Raw genomic sequence first — 19,510 nt, 5'->3', positions numbered from 1 at the left:
ACGCGACAAGAGTGCCCCATTTGTGACGCCTAGTAAACAGTCAATAGCTTATTTTGTGCCATACATTCTGTCACCCGCATCCCCTAGTCCCGGAAGAATATAGCCCTTCTCATTAAGCCTTTCGTCGAGAGCGGCGGTCACGATGGGAACATCGGGATGGGCTTCCTTCATCCGGGCAACGCCTTCGGGCGCGGCCAACAGACACAGGAACCGGATATTGTGTGCGCCCGACTGCTTGAGAAGGTCAACCGCTGCCGCCGAGGAATTCCCCGTCGCCAGCATCGGATCGACGACGATCACCATGCGCTCGTCAAGATAGTCGGGAACCTTGAAGTAATATTGCACCGGCTTGAGCGTCGCCTCGTCGCGGTAAAGCCCGACGAACCCGACCCGCGCCGAGGGAATAAGCTCCAGCATCCCGTCCAGCAGGCCGTTGCCCGCGCGCAGGATCGACACCAGCGCCAGCTTGCGCCCCGCCAGAACCGGCGCGTCCATTTCCTGCAAAGGGGTCTCGATGCGCCGGTTTGTCATGTCCAGCTCATATGTGACTTCATAGGCCAGTAACTGGCTGATCTCGCGCAGAAGCTGCCTGAACACGGCGGTCGAGGTGGACTTCTCGCGCATGAGAGTGAGCTTGTGCTGCACAAGCGGATGGGTAACGACGGTCAGGTGCTGTTTCATCGGATCTTCCTCGGCGGAGTGCTGCGGCGGTTCTTTCCGTCATTTCAGAAAGCGCGCCAAAGGGCAACGGGCTTGCCCCCGTCGCTCAGGGCAGAAAGCTGCGGCCCGGCCCTTGCGGTGCCACGCCCAGATGCGCCGCGACGCTGGCGCCCACATCGACGAACGCCACCTGCCCGATCCGCCCCGCCCCAAGCCCCGCAATCAGAACGGGCACCTGTTCGCGGGTATGGTCGCTGCCGGGCCAGGTGGGATCGTTACCGTGATCGGCGCAGAGCAGCAGCATGTCACCCGGCGCAAGCCGCTTGAGAAGCGTGCCGATCTCATAGTCGAACCATTCCAGCGCCCGCGCATAACCCTCAACATCGCGGCGATGCCCGTAAAGACTGTCGAATTCGACGAAATTGGCAAAGGTCAGGCTACCGGATTCCGCCGTGTCGATCCCCCGGGACAGATGGCGCATCAATTCGCGGTCGTCGCCCTTCACCACGTCATCTATCCCCTGCATTGAGAAGATATCGCCGATCTTGCCGATTGCATGCACCTTTCCACCCGCCCCCTGCACCCGGTCGCACAAGGTCGGCGCGGGCGGCGGCATCGCATAGTCGCGCCGATTCCGGGTCCGGGTGAAGCCGCTTTCGGCGTCACCGGTGAATGGGCGCGCGATCACCCGGCCCACGCGCATGGCGTGCAGCATCGGCGCGATCTGGCGACAGTTGTCAAGCAGGCGCTCCAAGCCGAAACTGTCTTCATGGGCGGCAATCTGAAAGACGCTGTCGGCCGAGGTATAGCAGATCGGCCAGCCGCTGCGCATATGCTCGGCCCCGAATCGCTTGATGATATCCGTCCCCGAGGCGTGACAATTGCCCAGGGTACCCCCTGCCCCCGATGCCTTTTGCACCGCCGCCAACAACACGGGCGGAAAGGCAGGAACGCTTTCGGGAAAGAGATGCCATTCCCAGGGCAGCGGCACCCCCGCCAGTTCCCAATGCCCGGTCGGCGTGTCCTTGCCGGGCGACTGCTCGCTTGCGCAACCCCAAAGTCCTGTCGGCACGCAGCCAAGCCCGGGGGCCTCTTCGCCCGATGCCAGCCGGACCGCCGCCCCAAGGCCCAGAGCATCAAGCACCGGCAAATGCAGCCCGCCAGGCCGCGCCTTGGCGATATTGGCAACGGTATTGGCCCCTGTGTCGGCAGTCTCCCCGTTGAAGAACCGCCCGGCATCTGGCGCGCCACCAATGCCCACCGAATCCATCACCACAAGGAAGGCACGCGTCATGCTCAGCCCAGCCTTCCATGGATCAAAGAAGGGATTCGCGCAGACGCATCGCCGATCACGATCGCCTGTTCCAACCGGGCCGCCGCCCGGTCGGCGTGGTCCTCGGATGCCGCATGAACGCGCAAAAGCGGATCACCCTTGGCGACCGATGTGCCAAGCGGCAGCACCCGATCCAGCCCGACCGCAGGATTGACCCGGTCGGTTTCCACCTGCCGCCCCCCGCCAAGCCCGATCACCGCCAACCCCATGGCCTCGCCATCCATCGCCACGACGTGCCCCGTGCGGGGCGCTGGAAGATCGCGGATCACATCGGCCACCGGCAAATGGCTTTCCCAGTTCTCGACGAAATCATTCGGCCCCCCCAACGCCGCCACCATCCGGCCGAAATGCGCAGCGGCGCTACCGTCGGACAGCGTCTTGGACACCATATGCGCCCCGATCTCGCGTGCCTCGGCCAACCCGCCAAGCCTCAGCGCTTCGCCCGCAAGGTCGATGCTCAGCGCGCCCAACCGCCCATGCGTGCCGCCCTTCAGCACCCGCATCGCCTCGGCCACCTCCAGGGCGTTGCCAAGCGCGGGCGCCACCGGCTGGTTCATGTCCGACACCACCGCGCTTGTCCGGCAACCCGCCGCATTCGCTGTTTCGACCAGCGCTTCGGCCAATGCGCGCGCATCCGCATCGCATTTCATGAAGGCGCCCGAGCCGGTTTTCACGTCCAGAACCAGCCCCTCCAGCCCCGCCGCCAGTTTCTTGGACAAAATCGAGGCGGTGATCAGATCAAGGCTTTCCACCGTCGCGGTCACGTCGCGCACCGCATAAAGACGGCGATCCGCAGGGACCATCTCGGCACTGGCGCCGACGATGGCACATCCGGCGCGCGCCACCAAATCGCGAAACGCTGCCTCGTCAAGCTGGGTCGCAAGCCCCGGTATCGACTCGAGCTTGTCGAGCGTCCCACCCGTATGGCCAAGCCCCCTGCCCGAGATCATCGGTACATAGGCCCCGCAGGCCGCCAAAGCGGGCGCCAGCACAAGGCTCACGCAATCGCCGATCCCGCCGGTCGAGTGCTTGTCTATTACCGGACCATCGAGCGCCCAGTCCAGCCTGCGCCCGCTGTCACGCATCGCAAGCGTCAAGTCCGTGCGCCCCGCCTCGCCAAGACCCTTCAGAAGGACCGCCATTGCAAACGCCCCGGCCTGTGCATCGCTGACGCGCCCATCGGCCAGCCCGTTGGCAAACCATGACAGTTCCGTGCGCTCCAAGGGGCTGCCATTCCGGATTCTCGCGATGATGGCCCTGGCATCCATCGTCAGCCTTTCACGATGCTGGACGCAACAAAGGCTCCGGGCAGCAGATCGCCCAGCTTCGCGCTGCGCTGCTGGCCGTCCATCGTCGCCATGATGACCTTTGTGTCGGGGCCGGCAAACTCGGCCAGCCGCTGTCGGCACCCGCCACAGGGGCTGATAGGCTCGGCACCTTCTGCGATGATCGCCACCTCGGTCAGTTCTCTTTCGCCCGCCGCAACCATCGCGGCGATCGCGCCGGTCTCGGCACAGGTGCCCTCGGGATAGGCTGCGTTTTCGACATTGCAGCCAACATAGACCCGCCCCGACGTCGCGCGCACCGCCGCCCCGACCTTGAACCCGGAATAGCGCGCATGGGCGTTTTCACGCACAGCCCTGGCTTTTTCGAGCAGCGACATCGGCTATCCCTTCACTCTGCGGCCCGGATTGGACCGCTCGGCTTAAACATTGCGTCCCTGCGCTGCAGGATGCAAGCTGTCCGAAGGGTCCGGCAAGAACGGGATTGCGCCCGCAAAGTAATAGTTTAATGCTAAACTAAATGCCGCGAGGGAGGAAATAATGACCGACAACCCAAACGAAAACCTGCGTCAGGCGGCATTGGCCTACCATGAATTTCCAAAACCCGGAAAACTTGAAATCCGTGCCACCAAGCCTCTGGCCAATGGCCGAGACCTCGCGCGCGCCTATTCTCCCGGCGTCGCCGAAGCCTGCCTCGAGATCAAGGAAGACGAGTCCAATGCCAGCCGCTACACGGCGCGCGGCAACCTTGTCGCAGTTGTGACCAACGGGTCGGCGGTGCTGGGTCTAGGCAATATCGGAGCGCTGGCCTCGAAACCGGTGATGGAGGGCAAGGCCGTCCTGTTCAAGAAATTTGCGGACATCGACTGTTTCGACATCGAAGTGAACGAAAGCGACCCCGAGAAGCTGGCCGATATCGTCTGCGCGCTGGAGCCCACATTCGGGGCGGTCAACCTTGAAGACATCAAGGCACCGGATTGTTTCATCGTCGAAAAACTGTGCCGCGAGCGCATGAATATTCCCGTTTTTCACGACGATCAGCATGGCACCGCCATTGTCGTCGGCGCGGCGGCAACGAATGCGCTGCATGTGGCGGGCAAGCGTTTCGAGGACATCAAGATCGTCTCGACCGGCGGCGGCGCGGCGGGAATCGCCTGCCTCAATCTGCTGCTGAAGCTGGGCGTGCGGCGCAGCAATATCTGGCTTTGTGACGTTCACGGGCTTGTCTACAAGGGCCGCAGCAAAGACATGAACCCGCAGAAAGAAGCCTTTGCGCAGGATACAGACCTGCGCGAGCTTGGCGATGTGATCGACGGGGCCGACATGTTTCTTGGCCTGTCGGGACCGAATGTGCTGAAGCCCGAGCACGTGGAAAAGATGGCCGACAGCCCGATCATCTTCGCCCTGGCCAATCCGACACCGGAAATCATGCCCGACGATGTGCGCAGCGTCGCCCCCAAGGCGATCATCGCCACCGGGCGCAGTGATTTTCCCAATCAGGTCAACAATGTGCTGTGCTTTCCCTTCATCTTCCGCGGCGCGCTTGACGTTGGAGCAACCGAAATCAACGATGAGATGCAGGTCGCCTGTGTCGAGGGGATTGCCGATCTGGCCCGCGCCACCACCAGCGCCGAGGCCGCCGCCGCTTATCAGGGCGAGCCGATGACCTTCGGCGCCGATTATCTGATCCCAAAGCCTTTCGATCCGCGCCTATCGGGGATCGTTTCCACCGCCGTCGCCCGCGCCGCCATGGAAACCGGCGTCGCCGCGCGACCGATCGAGGATCTCAAGGCCTACAAGAACCGACTGGACGCTTCGGTGTTCAAATCTGCGCTGCTCATGCGCCCGGTCTTCGAGGCCGCCGCCACCGCGGCGCGCCGGATCGTCTTTGCCGAAGGCGAGGACGAACGCGTGCTGCGCGCGGCGCAGGCGATTCTTGAGGATACGACGGAACTGCCAATCCTGATCGGTCGCCCCTCGGTGATCGAGCGGCGCTGTGAGCGGCTGGGGCTCGAAATCCGCCCCGGTCGCGACCTGAGCGTCGTCAATCCCGAGGACGACCCCCGCTATCGCGATTATTGGGGCAGTTATCACGACCTGATGAAGCGTCGCGGCGTGTCTCCCGATCTGGCCAAGGCGATCATGCGCACCAATACAACTGCCATCGGCGCGGTGATGGTGCATCGCGACGAGGCCGACAGCCTGATCTGCGGCACGTTCGGCGAATACCGGTGGCATCTGAACTATGTCACACAGGTTCTGGGAACCACGGAACTACGCCCGCACGGCGCGCTGTCGCTGATGATCCTCGAGGATGGCCCGCTGTTCATCGCCGACACCCATGTGCATTCGCTGCCCACCCCCGACCAGTTGGCCGAAGCCGCGATCGGTGCCGCGCGCCATGTGCGCCGCTTCGGTATCGTTCCCAATGTCGCGTTCTGTTCGCAGTCGCAATTCGGCAATCAGGCCGAAGGTTCCGGCAAGCGCCTGCGAGCCGCCATCGAGATCCTCGATTCGGCACCGCGCGATTTCGCCTATGAAGGCGAGATGAACATCGACGCTGCACTCGACCCCGAATTGCGCGAGCGCCTTTTGCCCGACAACCGCATGAGCGGTGCGGCCAATGTGCTGATCTTCGCCCATGCCGATGCGGCCTCGGGCGTGCGCAACATCCTCAAGATGAAGGCGGGCGGGCTCGAGGTCGGGCCGATCCTGATGGGCATGGGCAACCGCGTCCATATCGTCACCCCGGGCGTCACAGCACGCGGTCTTTTGAACATGGCGGCGATCGCCGGAACACCGGTGCGCCATTACGGCTAAGCAGACGAATCCATGCAGGATCAGTTTGCAGGGATTTATTTGCAGATTTGCAGAGCTTTGTTTTTTTGCCCTAACACCGCATGAATTTAACGGGTTTGCAAAAATTTGCAGCATAATGTCCGCCAAATCTGCAAATTTCATGCGATAATCTGCCACGCGCTGGATCAACTCACTTGCCGCAACGTCGCCTCGCCCGTAACACAACGGGAACGGACCGGAGGAGGACACGATGGCATACAAGGACATCTACGAGAGCTGGAAGCGCGACCCCGAAGCGTTCTGGATGGAACAGGCCAAGGCGATCGACTGGGACAAGATGCCCTCGAAGGCGCTTTTCGATGATGATGCGCCGCACTACGAATGGTTTGCCGACGGCATGGTGAACACCTGCTACAACGCCGTGGACCGCCATATCGATCAGGGTCGCGGTGACCAGGTCGCGATCATCCACGACAGCCCGGTCACCCATACCAAGCACGAAATCACCTACAAGGAACTGCGCGACCGAGTCGCCAGCCTTGCCGGGGCCTTGCGGGCCAAGGGGATCGAAAAAGGCGACCGCGTGATCATCTACATGCCGATGGTTCCCGAGGCGCTCGAAGCGATGCTGGCCTGCACCCGCCTTGGCGCTATCCACTCGGTGGTCTTTGGCGGATTCGCAGCCCATGAACTCGCTGTGCGGATCGACGACTGCAAACCCAAGGCGATCATCGCCGCCTCCTGCGGGATCGAGCCCGGTCGCGTTGTCCATTACAAACCGCTTCTGGACGGCGCTATCGAACAGGCCACACACAAGCCCGATTTCTGCGTGATCTTCCAGCGCGAACAGGAAGTCGCCCATCTGGAGGAAGGGCGCGATTTTGACTGGCACAGCTTTCAGTATGGCGTTGAGCCCGCCGACTGCGTCCCCGTCGAGGGCAACCACCCCGCCTATATCCTCTACACCTCTGGCACCACCGGCGCGCCCAAGGGCGTGGTTCGCCATACGGGCGGGCACCTGGTGGCGCTGAACTGGACGATGAAGAACATCTACAATGTCGATCCAGGGGACGTGTTCTGGGCTGCCTCGGACGTGGGCTGGGTCGTGGGGCATTCCTATATCTGCTACGCGCCGCTGATACATGGCAATACGACCATCGTGTTCGAAGGCAAACCCGTAGGCACGCCCGATGCGGGCACGTTCTGGCGCGTTATCAGTGAACACAATGTGCGCAGCTTCTTCACAGCGCCCACGGCTTTCCGCGCGATCAAGCGCGACGACCCCAAGGGCGAACTGATCAAGAACTACGATATTTCCTGTCTGCGCGCTCTCTATCTTGCGGGCGAGAGGGCCGATCCGGACACGATCGAATGGGCGAAAGACGTGATGGGCGTCCCCGTCTATGACCATTGGTGGCAAACCGAGACCGGCTGGACGATTGCCGGCAATCCCGCCGGCATCGAAGCCATGCCCGTCAAGGTCGGTTCACCCACCGTTGCGATGCCCGGCTATGACGTGCAGATACTGGACGAGGCCGGGCATGAAATGCCCGCCGGGGAGCTGGGCGCCATCGCCATCAAACTTCCCCTGCCCCCCGGCACCCTGCCGACGCTTTGGAATGCCGAAGACCGCTTTCGCTCATCCTATCTGAACCACTTCCCCGGCTATTACGAAACCGGCGACGCGGGCATGAAGGACGAGGACGGATACCTCTGGATCATGGCGCGTACCGATGACGTGATCAATGTCGCGGGTCACCGCCTGTCGACGGGTGGCATGGAAGAGGTTCTTGCCGCCCACCCGGATGTCGCGGAATGCGCGGTCATCGGCGTGACGGACCAACTCAAGGGGCAGTTGCCGCTTGGTTTCCTGTGCCTGACAAAGGGCGTCAACCGGTCCCATGACGAGATCGTCAAGGAAAGCATTGACATGGTGCGAGACCAGATCGGCCCTGTCGCCGCGTTCAAGCTGGCTCTGGTCGTGGACCGCCTGCCCAAGACGCGCTCGGGCAAGATCCTGCGCGCCACGATGGTCAAGATCGCCGATGGCGCACCGTTCAAGGCGCCCGCCACGATCGACGACCCTGCGATCCTCGATGAAATCCGTGAGGCGCTGCAAACCATCGGCTACGCCAAGGACTGAGATTTCCTTTTGCCCCCATCCCCCGGAGCGTCCGCGCGCCGGGGCACATCATTACCCTTCCGCACGCTGTGCATCGAGCACGGTCACCTGGATCGGGCTGACCGACAGAGCCTTTACAGGGTCCAACTCGGGCGCGCCGCCCCGGTTGACGCCGGCAATCACGCCCGAACCGGCAACGAACAGCCCCAACACCAGCGCAAGGCGCTTGCGCGTCGAAAGGCGGGCTGGTGTTTTGCTGTGAGGTTGCATGGTCGTCCTCCTGGTATGCTGATCCGTGGCGGCCCGCACCTGGCAGGCAGCCTCACAATGCGGAGAGAAGGGCAAGACAGGCAATATCGGGCGCGTGCTATCGGATAACATCACGCCAAGTCGTTGATTTTTAATTAATGTCGGAAAGATCGCATTAAACGAACTGCTCGCGCAAAAGCCGCTCTTCAAGCCCGTGACCGGGGTCAAACAGGATACGGTGGGCCACGTCGGGGTCCGAATGGATTTCGACCCAGAGCACGTTCTCGACCCAGATGCTGTCAGCATCTGCCATGACCGGGCGCTTGTCCGGCTCGATCACATCAAAGCGCACATGCGCCGTTTTCGGCAGCAACGCCCCGCGCCAGCGTCGCGGGCGGAACGCCGCTACCGCCGTCAGTGCCAGCACGTCCGACCCGATCGGAAGGATCGGCCCGTGCGCGCTGTAGTTATATGCCGTGGACCCCGCAGGAGTCGCGACCAGCGCCCCGTCGCAGACCAGTTCCGCCAGCCGCAGATTGCCGTCGATGGTGATCTTGAGCTTGGCCGCCTGCGGACCCGCGCGCAGCAGCGAGACCTCGTTGATCGCAAGGGCCTCATGCAGGGCGCCATGTGCGCATTGGGCTTTCATCGCCAGCGGATTGATGACCTCTTCTTCGGCCTCCTCCAGCCGCTCGAGCAGGTCGGTTTCTGAATATTCATTCATCAGGAAACCGACCGTGCCGCGATTCATGCCATAGACCGGCGCGGGCAGGTCCTGCGTGCGATGCAGCGTCTGCAACATGAACCCGTCGCCCCCCAGAGCGACGATCACGTCGGCCTCGGCCTCGGGCGCATTGCCGTAGCGCGCGATCAGAGCCGCCCGCGCCGTCTGGGCGGAAGGCGCGTCGCTCGCAAGAAAGGCGATTTTCCTGGCCATCGTCTGCGCTGCCCCGTTTCCTAAGCACGTCTTGTTGGTCGGATCGAACCACAATTCCACCTGTTGCGCCAGATATGCCGGTGCAACAAGCCCTTTTGTCGCTTTACAACCTTTCAAACAGAGGCTGTTTCCGATAGGAAATCTGCGAAATCACACGGACGGAGTTGCACCAATGCCTCATGATGGAAACCAACCCTTTATGTCCGAAGGGTTTTTCACCGAATCCCTCGCATCGCGCGACCCCGAGATCGCCAAGGCCGTCGACCTCGAACTCGGCCGCCAGCGCGACGAGATCGAACTGATCGCCAGCGAAAACATCGTCTCCGCCGCCGTCATGGAAGCCCAGGGCAGCGTGATGACGAACAAATACGCCGAGGGTTATCCCGGACGGCGCTATTACGGCGGCTGTCAGTTCGTCGATATCGCCGAGAACCTGGCCATCGAGCGCGCCTGCAGGCTGTTCGGCTGCGGTTTCGCCAATGTGCAACCCAATTCGGGAAGTCAGGCCAATCAGGGCGTCTTTACCGCGTTGATCAAGCCCGGCGACACGATCCTGGGGATGAGCCTCGATGCAGGCGGGCACCTGACCCACGGCGCCGCCCCCAACCAGTCGGGCAAGTGGTTCAATGCCGTTCAATATGGCGTGCGAAAGCAGGACAACCTGATCGACTACGATCAGGTCGAAGCGCTGGCCCGGGAACATAACCCCAAGCTGATCATTGCGGGCGGTTCGGCCATCCCGCGCCAGATTGATTTCGCCCGCATGCGCGAGATCGCCGACATGGTGGGCGCGTATCTGCATGTGGACATGGCGCATTTCGCGGGTCTCGTAGCGGCGGGTGAGCATCCTTCGCCCTTTCCGCATGCGCATGTGGCGACCACCACCACCCACAAGACCCTGCGCGGACCGCGCGGCGGGATGATCCTCACGGATGACGAGACCATCGCCAAGAAAGTGAATTCGGCCATCTTCCCCGGCATTCAGGGCGGGCCGCTGATGCATGTGATCGCCGCCAAGGCCGTGGCCTTCGGCGAGGCGCTTCGTCCCGAGTTCAAGACCTACATGAAGCAGGTCGTGAGCAATGCGCAGGCCCTGAGCGATCAACTGATCAAGGGCGGGCTGGATACCGTGACACACGGCACCGACACCCATGTCTTGCTGGTCGATCTGCGGCCCAAGGGCGTCAAGGGCAACGCCACCGAAAAGGCGCTGGGGCGCGCGCACATAACCTGCAACAAGAACGGGGTTCCCTTCGATCCGGAGAAGCCCACCGTCACCAGCGGCATCCGTCTGGGTTCGCCTGCGGGTACGACGCGCGGGTTTGGCGAGGCCGAGTTCCGCCAGATTGCTGACTGGATCGTCGAAGTGGTCGACGGGCTGGCGGCGAATGGCGAAGAGGGCAACAGCGCCGTCGAGGAAAAGGTCAAGGGTGAAGTGGCCGTTATGTGCCAGCGCTTTCCGCTTTACCCGAACCTCTAACACACTGATTTAAAATCATTAAAAGGCCCATGCAGTGTCTCTGCGTGGGCCTTTCCCATCCCGGTCTTTGATCAGATCACGCCCTGCCAGCGCAGCAATGCCGCGATCAGAAAGGCCAGTGCAAGCAGGTTGAACACCACGCTGCCCAAGAACCCGAGGATCAGGGATTTGCGACGCTCCCCGGCGTTGATCGTTTCGAGATGGCCCCGCAGGATGGCGATGGAGTGTGCCGTTCCGGGTTGATCGACCAGCCGCGCGAGGCGTGGATTCTTCAATAAAAACTGGGCCTTGGCGATCCGCGCACCGGCACGGCGCGCAAAGCGCGGCAGGCGGCGGCCGGCGCGCTTGAGACGTTTCTCGAACGAGGGGCCGCGCACGCCGAGACGCTCGTGCAGAAGCGTTTCCAGCTTTGCGATATCCGATTCCATGGCCTTTGGATTGATCACGCGCCCTTCCCCTGACACCAGATCTAGCGCGATCACGCGGCGCGCTCAATAGGGCTGGTGCTCTGATGCCTGCACGGGTAGCGTGCGGGTATGTTGAACAGGATCGAATACGGAACACGCGGCGAGGGGCCGGGGCTGTTGATCGCGCATGGGCTTTACGGGTCGGCGCGCAACTGGGGGGTGATCTCGAAACGGCTTTCGGACAGCCGGCAGGTGGTCGCGGTCGACATGAGGAACCACGGGTCAAGCCCTTGGTTTGAAACACATTCATACCCCGATATGGCCAATGATCTGGCCGCGGTCCTGGAGGATCTGGAGGGGCCGTTCGATGTGCTGGGGCATTCGATGGGCGGCAAGGCGGCGATGGTGCTGGCGCTGACACGGCCTGAGTTGGTGAATCGGCTGATCGTGGCAGATATTGCGCCCGTGACCTATTCCCACTCCCAGATACAGTATATCGAGGCGATGAAATCGGTTGATCTGAGCCGGATCGAGAGCCGTTCGGATGTGAATGCGCAGCTGGAGGGCAAGGTGGACAACCCCGCCTTGATCAACTTTTTCACGCAATCCATTGATATAAAAACGAAAAAATGGCTGCTGAACCTTGAAACACTCGGCTCGGAGATGCCCGGAATCATGTCTTTCCCCGATATTTCAGGGCATTACGATGGAAAGGTGATGTTCCTGACCGGCGCCGACTCGGATTATGTCACAAGGGATTCAAGACCAAAAATCAAGGACTTGTTCCCCAAAGCTCAGTTTGTGAAAATTCCCGGCGCGGGCCATTGGCTCCACGCTGACAGGCCGCGCGCATTCGAGGCCGCGGTCCGCGAATGGCTGTCTTGAGAACGGTACAAAACGTCCGTTTCGTACGCCGCTTTTGTACTCAACCCCGCAGCTTGCGCGCGAGGTTGGTACACAACCGCCGAAATCACTCGCCGGAATAGAGTTCGCGCGCCACGAGCCAAGCCACCGGCGCCGCCACGACGAACCCCACCGCCGAAGAGATGATGACCGGCCAGGTCGTGTCGTAACCCGCCGCAAGCGCGGCCACCATCGCGGACCCCGCCAGAGTGGTTCCGATGAAGAGATAAAGAATCAGTCCCAGACGCAACATGAGAATCCTTCCCATTTTCAAAAGGCGCGCGCGGGATTGATGTTAAACCGCGTCGGCGCGCCGCTCCTTGATCTGCGTCAGGTTCCGTCGCCCATCAGAGCGCGCGCCACGACCCAGGCCAGCGGAAAGGCCAGCAGCAGTCCGGCCACGACCGCCCCGGCCAGCGCCCAGGGGCTCTGGAACCCGATCACGAGAACCACGACGATGCCCACCCCGGCAAGGGTGGTGCCGATGAAAAGATGCAGGATGAAGACGAGCCAAGCCATGATGCCACCGTAAGGCGCGCAGGCGGCGCGCGCCTTGATCTGCGTCAGGCATGGGCAGGCGGCAGGCGACCCGCCTGACGGCGATATTTCCCCGCTTCGTTAAACCACGCGGAAACCGTGCCGTTCAGTTGGGTGAAGCGCGCGATCCGAGATCCCAGAAGAAGGTCAACAAGCACCATGCCAATCCCATCGCCGAGCGCGTTGAAAACGCTCATCCTGTCCGATCGCAATCCGGACGACGCCCAATTGTCGACCCGGATCATGCTTGGCCGCCTGCGCATCGAGGTCCGCAACAACCCGACCCTGATCGATGCCAAGGTCGCCGAATTGATGGAGTTCGCCCGCGCCAACGCCTCTGCCGCTGACGAACTTGCCCATATCTGAACCAGACGGACATCCCCATGAAAAACGAACTTCTTTCCCTTGACGACGCCGCGGCCCGGATCGCTTCGGGCGCGGTCATGACCATCGCAGGCGACGAGGCGCTTCTGGCGCAATTGCCTAAAGGTAACTGGATTGGCGGCACCGCCGTCTATTTCGTTACCGAAACCGGCGGAGCCGTGATCCGCGACCGGCTTTACTGCACCACCTTTCCCGAGGCCACGACCGCCGATATCCGGGTTCTGGGTGCCCACGATCTGCCCAGGATCTGCGAGGGCTATGCCGAGGGCGGGATGACCTTTGTCCTGATCCCCGCCTTTTCCGAGGCGCATTCGGTCTTCGCGATGTCCGGCACCGACTATCCGGGCTTTTTCAACCAGCCACTCGTGGGCTGGATTTCAGGCGTGCATCTTGACGATATCGGCCGTGTCGCGCCCAAGGTCGTTGACGGCCTCACCGGGCAGGCGCATGACGATGCCGCCGTCGTGATGCACCTGGGACTGGAACAGGGGCTGACCCCGCAGGTCGATATCGTGAATATCTTTTCGCAGGGCGAGCAGACCGCCCCCGGCTTGCGCTTCACGCAAAGCGGTTTCTCGGCCCAAACCGTGCTGATCGACGGCGTGGAGACCCCACTGGCCGCCTATCTGCTCGACAATGGCATCGACACACGTCTGCCGCTGATGGCCAATTACGGCGGCGCGCTGATCAATGTCTCGGTTCAGAGCGTGGAGCGCGACAGCGGCATGGTGACGTTCTATGCCCCGGTGATGGAGGGGGTCGAATACCGTTTCGCCAGGCCGCTTGAGAACTATGCCCATGCCTTCGCGCAGCAGTTGGGCGAGGGCGGCGAGGGTCAATATTCGTGCAATTGCATCCTCAACTATCTCTATGGCGAGCTGGAGGGCAAACCGACCGGCAAGTTCACCGGACCGGTCACTTTCGGCGAGATTGCTTATATGCTGCTCAATCAGACCATGATGAGGCTGGAACTGAAGGCCGCGTGATCCGCGCTGGCCGGGCGATACGAATGGCCGGGGGCGGTGTCCCCGGTCCCTCCTCCGGACGCGGCCCGCGCCATACGGAATGAGGCCCGTATTGACGCACGTCAGTCACGGGCCGGTCCCTGCGTGATAGAGTCCCCATTCCAAAACAGCCGCAGGAGGAATGGCGAATGATCACGCTGGACGATATCGAGGACATGACATGCCTCAGCCGCGAGGAGATCGCGGCGGTGGCCGAGCATGAGCATCTGCCGGAGGTCAGCGCCTCGGCACTGGCGGAATACACGATGCATCTGCCGAAAGGGCCGCAGGCCGTGCAGCAGATGATCTGCGAGGATCTTCGCGATGCGTTGCACCGCGACGACCTGGATCATGCTCGTGCGCTTTACGTTGTCCTGCACGGGTTCCTGGAGGCGCATCCCGAGGCCGTGAGGGGGTCCGCCCCAAAGTGACCGGTCTCAGATCTCGGGCGCGTCGGGATCGGGCAGAAGGCCGGGCGGGCCATGCCGTTTGTGATCGAAATGCGGATCGTCGCGCTTGATCCAGCGCGAGATCAGGTGGGACACCGGCCATGTCAGCGCCGCGCCCAGACCTGCGGCCATGGCGATGGCGGGCCAGCCATAAAAGCCGAGGGTCAGTACGATCGTCACGAACGAGCCGATCAGGGTCGGCCCCGTGGCGAGAAAGAGAACAAGGCTCAAGCGGTCCATTGCGGGCCTCCTTTCGCTGTTTGCCATTGGGAAACGCGCGAAAGGGCCTGGGGTTCCGTAGCTCGGATGCCGGGGGCGGCTGGCCCGCCCCCTCATGGTGTCACTCGACGCCCAGCATTTCCTTGGCCCTGGCCAGCGTTTCGACCGAGGCGGCGTGGTCGCCCGACTTGTGCAGATCCTCGCCTTTGGCGCGCAGGTCCTTCACTTCGGCCATGTCGGCCTCCGACAGGCTGGCGCTCTGCATGGCCTCGTCGATCTTGGCCATGTCCATCGGGCATTGCCCGGCGCTCACGGGCGCTGCAAGAAGCGCCAATGCGGCGGTGAGTGCGAGATATTTCATGGTTTTTTCCTCCCGTTTCTGGTTCGCGTGTCGGAGAAATAGCGCAGCGCGCGGCGCTGGCGAACCGGTCGGCAGAATGCTGCCGCTTCAGCGTTTCCTGACAAAGGCGGTCAGGATCACGATGCGCTGGCGGTCGATACGGGCCGGGGTGCTTGGGCCGGGGTGGTGGTTGGGCCGGGGTGGAACCCCGGCCTACGGGGGGATGGACCGGGATTCTTGGGGCACGGGGTGAACCCCCGGTCAATGGCAGTGGTGGGGATGTGAACCCCGGCCTACTCGTCCATCTTGAGGGCGGAGATGAAGGCCTGTTGCGGGATTTCCACTTTGCCGAACTGGCGCATCTTCTTTTTGCCCGCCTTCTGCTTTTCCAGCAGCTTCTTCTTGCGGGTCACGTCGCCGCCATAGCATTTCGCGGTCACGTCCTTGCGCATCGCCGAGAGGGTCTCGCGGGCGATCACCTTGCCGCCGATGGCCGCCTGGATCGGGATCTTGAACATGTGGCGCGGGATCAGGTCCTTGAGCTTTTCGCACATGGCGCGGCCACGCATTTCGGCGCGGTCGCGATGGACCATCATCGAAAGCGCATCGACCGGCTCGTCATTGACCAGCACCTGCATCTTCACAAGGTTGTCGGCGCGATAGCCGGTAATCTCGTAGTCAAAGCTGGCATAGCCCTTGGTCACCGATTTCAGCCGGTCGTAGAAATCGAACACCACCTCGTTCAGCGGCAGGTCATAGACCACCATCGCCCGCGCGCCCGCATAGGTCAGGTCGACCTGGATGCCGCGCCGGTCCTGGCAGAGCTTGAGCACGTCGCCAAGGAATTCGTCCGGCACCAGGATCGTGGCCTTGATGCGGGGTTCCTCGACATGGTCGACATAGGTCAGGTCGGGCATGTCGGCGGGGTTGTGCAATTCGTTGACCGCGCCGTCCTTCATGAACACGCGATAGACCACCGAAGGGGCGGTGGTGATCAGTTCGATATCGTATTCGCGCTCGATCCGGTCGCGGATCACCTCGAGATGCAAGAGCCCGAGGAAACCGCAGCGAAAACCAAAGCCCAGCGCCGCGGAGTTCTCCATCTCATAGGAAAAGGAGGCATCGTTGAGCGCCAGTTTCTCGATCGCGTCGCGCAGGCTTTCGAATTCGGCGGAATCCACCGGGAAAAGGCCGCAGAACACCACCGGCACCGAAGGCTTGAACCCCGGCAGCGCGGTTTCGCATTTGCGTTTCTCATGGGTGATGGTGTCGCCGACGCGGGTGTCGCGGACCTGCTTGATCGAGGCGGTGATGAAGCCGATCTCGCCCGGCCCCAACGCGTCGACAACCGTCATGGCGGGGCGGAACACCCCGATCCGTTCGACTCCGTAGGTGGCGCCGGTCTGCATCATGCGGATCTTGTCGCCCTTCTTTAGGACGCCATCCATGATCCGCACCAGAACCACGACCCCCAGGTAAGGGTCATACTTGCTGTCCACCAGCATCGCCTTGAGCGGCGCATCGGCATCGCCCACGGGGGGCGGCAAGTGGTTGACGATCGCTTCCAGCACCTCGCGGATGCCCTGCCCGGTCTTGGCGCTCACAGGGATCGCGCCCGAGGCGTCGATGCCGATCACCTCCTCGATCTGCTCGGCGACGCGGTCAAGATCGCTGGCGGGCAGGTCGATCTTGTTGAGCACCGGGATCAGCTCGTGATCGGCCTCGATCGCCTGATAGACATTGGCGAGGGTCTGCGCCTCGACCCCTTGGGTGGAATCCACCACCAGCAGCGAGCCTTCGACCGCCCGCATCGAGCGCGACACCTCGTAGGAAAAATCCACATGGCCCGGCGTGTCGATCAGGTTGAGCACATATTGCTCGCCACTATCGGCCGTATAGTCGATGCGCACGGTGTTGGCCTTGATGGTGATGCCGCGTTCGCGCTCGATATCCATCGAGTCGAGCATCTGCTCTTTCATGTCACGTTCGGCCACGGTGTCGGTCATCTGGATCAGACGATCGGCAAGCGTGGATTTCCCGTGGTCGATATGCGCCACGATCGAGAAATTGCGGATATGAGAAAGCGGTGTCATGAGGATCGCATATGCGCTGCAAAGCAGGGCGGGTCAATAGCCTGCGTGGGGATGCGGGGCTGGCCTGGTCCCCTTTGCCTGTGCGAGATTGGCCCCGGGACACAAGGGAGCATCACCATGAATGAACCCACCGCCATCACGGTCCGCATCACCGGGCGTGTCCAGGGCGTCGCCTTCCGCGCCTGGACAGAAAACGAAGCGAAGAACCGCGGCCTGACCGGCTGGGTCAGAAACGAGGGCGACGGATCGGTCACGGCCCTGATCGGGGGCGCGCGCGACAGGGTCGAGGACATGCTCGCAGCGCTCCATCGCGGCCCGCCCCGTGCCCATGTCGAGCATATCGAAACCACCCCGGCCACGCCGGAAGGGCGCACAACCTTCGAGATCCGGCGCTGACGCCCGGCCCGCCCCTTCATCTGGCCGCAAATACCTCGGGGGGTCCGGGGGGCTGGCCCCCCGGCGCCGGCCCGGAATATCACCCCCGCCCGGTTCGTGCGCCGATCAGCCGCGCCATGTCGAGCATCCGGCAGGAAAAACCCCATTCGTTGTCATACCAGCCGAACACCCGCAAAAGCCCGCCATTGGAGACCGAGGTCTCGAGCCCGCTCATGATGACGGATTCGGGGCGTGCGCGCAGATCCGAGCTGACCAGCGGCTGCATTGTCCAGCCAAAGACCGGCGAAGCCGCGGCGGCGGCCTCGAGCACCGCGTTGGCGGCGTCGGCGCTGACCGGCGCGCGGGTCTGCACGGTCAGGTCGATGCATGAAACGCTGGCGGTGGGCACCCTTATCGCGCGGGCCTCGATGCGTCCTTTCATATGCGCCAGCACAAGCCCGGTCTGATGCTGGGCGCTGGTGGTCGTGGGCACCATCGAGAGGGCGGCGGCGCGGCTGCGCTCGAGCGCGTCGCGCGGCTTGTCCACGGTGGGCTGGCTGCCGGTATAGCAATGCACCGTGGTCATCTGGCCGCTTTCCACCCCGAAGGCGTCATCCAGCAGCCGCACCAGCGGCGCCAGCGCATTGGTGGTGCAGGAGGCGTTGGAAATGATGCGCTGATCGCCAAGGTCGCCCTCGTTGGCGCCCATGACCAGCGTCACATCGGCTTCGGCCGATGGTCCCGAGACCAGCACCGCGCCCGCGCCCGCCGCCAGCCCGCGTTCGGCCACGGCGCGCGCGCCGCCCATGCCGGTGCATTCCAGCACCACGTCGACGCCGCCAAGGTCAAGCGCGCTCAGATCGGGTTGTGCATGAAAGGGAATGGCGCGCCCATCCACCTGCAACAGCCCCTCGCCAGCCGAAACCTCACCGTGCCATGGGCCAAACACACTGTCATACTGGAAAAGATAGGCACAGGTCGCCAGCGGCTCGATCTCGTTGATGAGCACCAGTTCGATATCGCGCGCATCGCGCAGCAGTATGCGCAGGAGCGTGCGACCGATGCGGCCAAAGCCGTTGATGGCCACGCGGATGGGACGGCTTGTCATGGGATGGTCTCCGACAGGTCAGCTTCGCGGGCACTGTGCCGTGCGATGCGGGAAATGCCAGCCGTGAAACAATATTTGATCAAATCACGGCGCACCCGCCGCGACCGGCGCGATCAGGTCCGGCCCGCTGGCCCGGCTGGAATTCACCTCTCTGCCGACGCGCCAGAATGTGAGCACGTCTTCGGGCGGGGCCTGCATCAGCCGCGCCGCCCCCTGCCCCGCCTCGCCGAGCCAGAGCGGCCAATCGCCGCGCGCGACGATCACCGGCATCCGGTGATGGATGCGCGACATGGCTTCATTGGCCGCCGTGGTCACGATGGCGCATGTGGTCAGGCGCTCCGAGCCCTGCCCGCCCTTTGGCGTCCAATCCTGCCAGATCCCGGCAAAGGCGATCGGGCTTTCATCACTGTGGCGGATGAACCATGGCAGGCGGTTGCCCGCGCCGTCCTTGGTCCATTCATAGAACCCCGTCGCCGGGATCAGGCAGCGCCGCGCGCGGCAGGCCGCTGCAAAGGCGGGTTTACTGGCAATGGTCTCGGCGCGGGCATTGATCAGGAGCGGCCCGTCGCCCGGGCTGTCATACCAATGGGGCACGAAACCCCAGCGCATCGCCGAAAGGTGCCGCTGCCCGTCAAGGGACGTGACCGCATGCACGGCATTGGTCGGGCAGATGTTGTAATCGGGAGTGCGCGGCAGGTCATTGGCGGGCGCGGCCTGAAACAGCCGCGCCATGGCGTCATCGGGAAGGGTATTGGCAAAGCGTCCGCACATGCGCCGACCCTGCCGCAGGCGCGCGTGAATGTGAAGCGGCGCAAGGCGCGCGCGCCG

The 19,510-nt window shown here is 63.0% G+C and carries 23 protein-coding genes; 8 read left to right on the top strand and 15 right to left on the bottom strand.

The window, feature by feature from the left end; genetic code table 11:
- Nucleotides 1-48 precede the first annotated feature (48 nt).
- From upp to N5A93_RS12080, 4 genes are all read right to left on the bottom strand, one after another.
- Nucleotides 49-681: a uracil phosphoribosyltransferase gene (gene upp, locus N5A93_RS12095; protein ID WP_268955359.1), complete on the bottom strand. Its 633-nt coding sequence runs from the start codon at nt 679-681 to the stop codon at nt 49-51.
- 85 nt (nt 682-766) lie between these two features.
- Nucleotides 767-1,954, bottom strand: coding sequence for a phosphopentomutase (locus N5A93_RS12090; RefSeq protein WP_268955358.1), 1,188 nt, complete (start codon nt 1,952-1,954; stop codon nt 767-769).
- A gap of 2 nt (nt 1,955-1,956) precedes the next feature.
- On the bottom strand, nt 1,957-3,261 hold the full coding sequence (locus N5A93_RS12085) for a thymidine phosphorylase (RefSeq protein ID WP_268955357.1): 1,305 nt from the start codon (nt 3,259-3,261) through the stop codon (nt 1,957-1,959).
- Nucleotides 3,262-3,263: 2 nt separating this feature from the next.
- On the bottom strand, nt 3,264-3,656 hold the full coding sequence (locus N5A93_RS12080) for a cytidine deaminase (RefSeq protein ID WP_268955356.1): 393 nt from the start codon (nt 3,654-3,656) through the stop codon (nt 3,264-3,266).
- Between the two features lie 160 nt (nt 3,657-3,816).
- Between N5A93_RS12080 and N5A93_RS12075 the strand changes: the two genes are divergently transcribed.
- Complete coding sequence (locus N5A93_RS12075) at nt 3,817-6,096, top strand: NADP-dependent malic enzyme (protein WP_268955355.1); 2,280 nt, start codon at nt 3,817-3,819, stop codon at nt 6,094-6,096.
- A 229-nt stretch (nt 6,097-6,325) separates the two neighbouring features.
- A complete protein-coding gene (prpE, locus tag N5A93_RS12070; RefSeq protein ID WP_268955354.1) occupies nt 6,326-8,218 on the top strand; it encodes a propionate-CoA ligase PrpE in 1,893 nt (630 codons plus the stop codon).
- Nucleotides 8,219-8,269: 51 nt separating this feature from the next.
- Here the strand turns inward: prpE and N5A93_RS12065 are convergent, their stop codons facing one another.
- Together N5A93_RS12065 and N5A93_RS12060 are read right to left on the bottom strand one after the other, a co-directional pair.
- Nucleotides 8,270-8,467, bottom strand: coding sequence for a hypothetical protein (locus tag N5A93_RS12065; protein WP_268955353.1), 198 nt, complete (start codon nt 8,465-8,467; stop codon nt 8,270-8,272).
- Between the two features lie 154 nt (nt 8,468-8,621).
- Nucleotides 8,622-9,383: an NAD kinase gene (locus tag N5A93_RS12060; RefSeq protein ID WP_268955352.1), complete on the bottom strand. Its 762-nt coding sequence runs from the start codon at nt 9,381-9,383 to the stop codon at nt 8,622-8,624.
- Nucleotides 9,384-9,555: 172 nt separating this feature from the next.
- On the opposite strand from N5A93_RS12060, the gene glyA reads away from it, so the two are divergent.
- A complete protein-coding gene (gene glyA / locus N5A93_RS12055) occupies nt 9,556-10,863 on the top strand; it encodes a serine hydroxymethyltransferase (protein ID WP_372921008.1) in 1,308 nt (435 codons plus the stop codon).
- Nucleotides 10,864-10,934: 71 nt separating this feature from the next.
- Here the strand turns inward: glyA and N5A93_RS12050 are convergent, their stop codons facing one another.
- A complete protein-coding gene (locus N5A93_RS12050) occupies nt 10,935-11,309 on the bottom strand; it encodes a hypothetical protein (RefSeq protein WP_268955350.1) in 375 nt (124 codons plus the stop codon).
- A gap of 90 nt (nt 11,310-11,399) precedes the next feature.
- Between N5A93_RS12050 and N5A93_RS12045 the strand changes: the two genes are divergently transcribed.
- Nucleotides 11,400-12,155: an alpha/beta fold hydrolase gene (locus tag N5A93_RS12045; RefSeq protein ID WP_268955349.1), complete on the top strand. Its 756-nt coding sequence runs from the start codon at nt 11,400-11,402 to the stop codon at nt 12,153-12,155.
- A gap of 85 nt (nt 12,156-12,240) precedes the next feature.
- Here N5A93_RS12045 and N5A93_RS12040 read toward each other — a convergent pair whose 3' ends face one another.
- From N5A93_RS12040 to N5A93_RS12030, 3 genes are all read right to left on the bottom strand, one after another.
- Complete coding sequence (locus N5A93_RS12040; RefSeq protein ID WP_268955348.1) at nt 12,241-12,426, bottom strand: CTP synthetase; 186 nt, start codon at nt 12,424-12,426, stop codon at nt 12,241-12,243.
- Between the two features lie 77 nt (nt 12,427-12,503).
- On the bottom strand, nt 12,504-12,692 hold the full coding sequence (locus N5A93_RS12035; protein ID WP_268955347.1) for a CTP synthetase: 189 nt from the start codon (nt 12,690-12,692) through the stop codon (nt 12,504-12,506).
- Nucleotides 12,693-12,736: 44 nt separating this feature from the next.
- Nucleotides 12,737-12,955, bottom strand: a complete 219-nt coding sequence (locus N5A93_RS12030; protein ID WP_268955346.1) for a hypothetical protein — start codon at nt 12,953-12,955, stop codon at nt 12,737-12,739.
- On the opposite strand from N5A93_RS12030, the gene N5A93_RS12025 reads away from it, so the two are divergent.
- From N5A93_RS12025 to N5A93_RS12015, 3 genes are all read left to right on the top strand, one after another.
- Nucleotides 12,954-13,076: a hypothetical protein gene (locus N5A93_RS12025; RefSeq protein ID WP_268955345.1), complete on the top strand. Its 123-nt coding sequence runs from the start codon at nt 12,954-12,956 to the stop codon at nt 13,074-13,076. The two genes, N5A93_RS12030 and N5A93_RS12025, sit on opposite strands and share 2 nt — an antisense overlap.
- A gap of 17 nt (nt 13,077-13,093) precedes the next feature.
- Nucleotides 13,094-14,080, top strand: a complete 987-nt coding sequence (locus N5A93_RS12020) for a DUF6976 family protein (protein WP_268955344.1) — start codon at nt 13,094-13,096, stop codon at nt 14,078-14,080.
- A 167-nt stretch (nt 14,081-14,247) separates the two neighbouring features.
- On the top strand, nt 14,248-14,529 hold the full coding sequence (locus N5A93_RS12015) for a hypothetical protein (RefSeq protein ID WP_268955343.1): 282 nt from the start codon (nt 14,248-14,250) through the stop codon (nt 14,527-14,529).
- 6 nt (nt 14,530-14,535) lie between these two features.
- Here the strand turns inward: N5A93_RS12015 and N5A93_RS12010 are convergent, their stop codons facing one another.
- The 3 genes from N5A93_RS12010 to lepA form a co-directional block, all read right to left on the bottom strand.
- The gene (locus tag N5A93_RS12010; protein ID WP_268955342.1) at nt 14,536-14,787 is read right to left on the bottom strand and encodes a hypothetical protein; all 252 of its coding nucleotides are present in this window, start codon (nt 14,785-14,787) and stop codon (nt 14,536-14,538) included.
- Between the two features lie 100 nt (nt 14,788-14,887).
- Nucleotides 14,888-15,127, bottom strand: coding sequence for a PA2433 domain-containing protein (locus N5A93_RS12005; protein ID WP_268955341.1), 240 nt, complete (start codon nt 15,125-15,127; stop codon nt 14,888-14,890).
- Nucleotides 15,128-15,399: 272 nt separating this feature from the next.
- Complete coding sequence (gene lepA, locus N5A93_RS12000) at nt 15,400-17,199, bottom strand: translation elongation factor 4 (RefSeq protein ID WP_268955340.1); 1,800 nt, start codon at nt 17,197-17,199, stop codon at nt 15,400-15,402.
- A 117-nt stretch (nt 17,200-17,316) separates the two neighbouring features.
- Here lepA and N5A93_RS11995 point away from each other — a divergent pair, with 117 nt between their 5' ends.
- Nucleotides 17,317-17,595, top strand: a complete 279-nt coding sequence (locus tag N5A93_RS11995; RefSeq protein WP_268955339.1) for an acylphosphatase — start codon at nt 17,317-17,319, stop codon at nt 17,593-17,595.
- Nucleotides 17,596-17,674: 79 nt separating this feature from the next.
- Here the strand turns inward: N5A93_RS11995 and N5A93_RS11990 are convergent, their stop codons facing one another.
- Nucleotides 17,675-18,682, bottom strand: a complete 1,008-nt coding sequence (locus N5A93_RS11990) for a type I glyceraldehyde-3-phosphate dehydrogenase (protein ID WP_268955338.1) — start codon at nt 18,680-18,682, stop codon at nt 17,675-17,677.
- An 84-nt stretch (nt 18,683-18,766) separates the two neighbouring features.
- The gene (locus N5A93_RS11985; protein WP_268955337.1) at nt 18,767-19,453 is read right to left on the bottom strand and encodes an SOS response-associated peptidase; all 687 of its coding nucleotides are present in this window, start codon (nt 19,451-19,453) and stop codon (nt 18,767-18,769) included.
- Nucleotides 19,454-19,510 lie beyond the last annotated feature (57 nt).

Origin of the sequence: Roseovarius salincola (genome assembly GCF_026891095.1) — a bacterium.
In the GTDB taxonomy this organism is placed as follows: domain Bacteria; phylum Pseudomonadota; class Alphaproteobacteria; order Rhodobacterales; family Rhodobacteraceae; genus Roseovarius; species Roseovarius salincola.
This window is presented reverse-complemented; position numbering and strand designations above follow the sequence as displayed.

Coding starts and splice junctions, on each gene's coding strand:
- upp (WP_268955359.1), bottom strand. CDS start 681: ATGAAACAGCACCTGACCGTCGTTACCCATCCGCTTGTGCAGCACAAG.
- N5A93_RS12090 (WP_268955358.1), bottom strand. CDS start 1,954: ATGACGCGTGCCTTCCTTGTGGTGATGGATTCGGTGGGCATTGGTGGC.
- N5A93_RS12085 (WP_268955357.1), bottom strand. CDS start 3,261: ATGGATGCCAGGGCCATCATCGCGAGAATCCGGAATGGCAGCCCCTTG.
- N5A93_RS12080 (WP_268955356.1), bottom strand. CDS start 3,656: ATGTCGCTGCTCGAAAAAGCCAGGGCTGTGCGTGAAAACGCCCATGCG.
- N5A93_RS12075 (WP_268955355.1), top strand. CDS start 3,817: ATGACCGACAACCCAAACGAAAACCTGCGTCAGGCGGCATTGGCCTAC.
- prpE (WP_268955354.1), top strand. CDS start 6,326: ATGGCATACAAGGACATCTACGAGAGCTGGAAGCGCGACCCCGAAGCG.
- N5A93_RS12065 (WP_268955353.1), bottom strand. CDS start 8,467: ATGCAACCTCACAGCAAAACACCAGCCCGCCTTTCGACGCGCAAGCGC.
- N5A93_RS12060 (WP_268955352.1), bottom strand. CDS start 9,383: ATGGCCAGGAAAATCGCCTTTCTTGCGAGCGACGCGCCTTCCGCCCAG.
- glyA (WP_372921008.1), top strand. CDS start 9,556: ATGCCTCATGATGGAAACCAACCCTTTATGTCCGAAGGGTTTTTCACC.
- N5A93_RS12045 (WP_268955349.1), top strand. CDS start 11,400: ATGTTGAACAGGATCGAATACGGAACACGCGGCGAGGGGCCGGGGCTG.
- N5A93_RS12040 (WP_268955348.1), bottom strand. CDS start 12,426: ATGTTGCGTCTGGGACTGATTCTTTATCTCTTCATCGGAACCACTCTG.
- N5A93_RS12035 (WP_268955347.1), bottom strand. CDS start 12,692: ATGGCTTGGCTCGTCTTCATCCTGCATCTTTTCATCGGCACCACCCTT.
- N5A93_RS12025 (WP_268955345.1), top strand. CDS start 12,954: ATGCTTGGCCGCCTGCGCATCGAGGTCCGCAACAACCCGACCCTGATC.
- N5A93_RS12030 (WP_268955346.1), bottom strand. CDS start 12,955: ATGATCCGGGTCGACAATTGGGCGTCGTCCGGATTGCGATCGGACAGG.
- N5A93_RS12020 (WP_268955344.1), top strand. CDS start 13,094: ATGAAAAACGAACTTCTTTCCCTTGACGACGCCGCGGCCCGGATCGCT.
- N5A93_RS12015 (WP_268955343.1), top strand. CDS start 14,248: ATGATCACGCTGGACGATATCGAGGACATGACATGCCTCAGCCGCGAG.
- N5A93_RS12010 (WP_268955342.1), bottom strand. CDS start 14,787: ATGGACCGCTTGAGCCTTGTTCTCTTTCTCGCCACGGGGCCGACCCTG.
- N5A93_RS12005 (WP_268955341.1), bottom strand. CDS start 15,127: ATGAAATATCTCGCACTCACCGCCGCATTGGCGCTTCTTGCAGCGCCC.
- lepA (WP_268955340.1), bottom strand. CDS start 17,199: ATGACACCGCTTTCTCATATCCGCAATTTCTCGATCGTGGCGCATATC.
- N5A93_RS11995 (WP_268955339.1), top strand. CDS start 17,317: ATGAATGAACCCACCGCCATCACGGTCCGCATCACCGGGCGTGTCCAG.
- N5A93_RS11990 (WP_268955338.1), bottom strand. CDS start 18,682: ATGACAAGCCGTCCCATCCGCGTGGCCATCAACGGCTTTGGCCGCATC.
- N5A93_RS11985 (WP_268955337.1), bottom strand. CDS start 19,453: ATGTGCGGACGCTTTGCCAATACCCTTCCCGATGACGCCATGGCGCGG.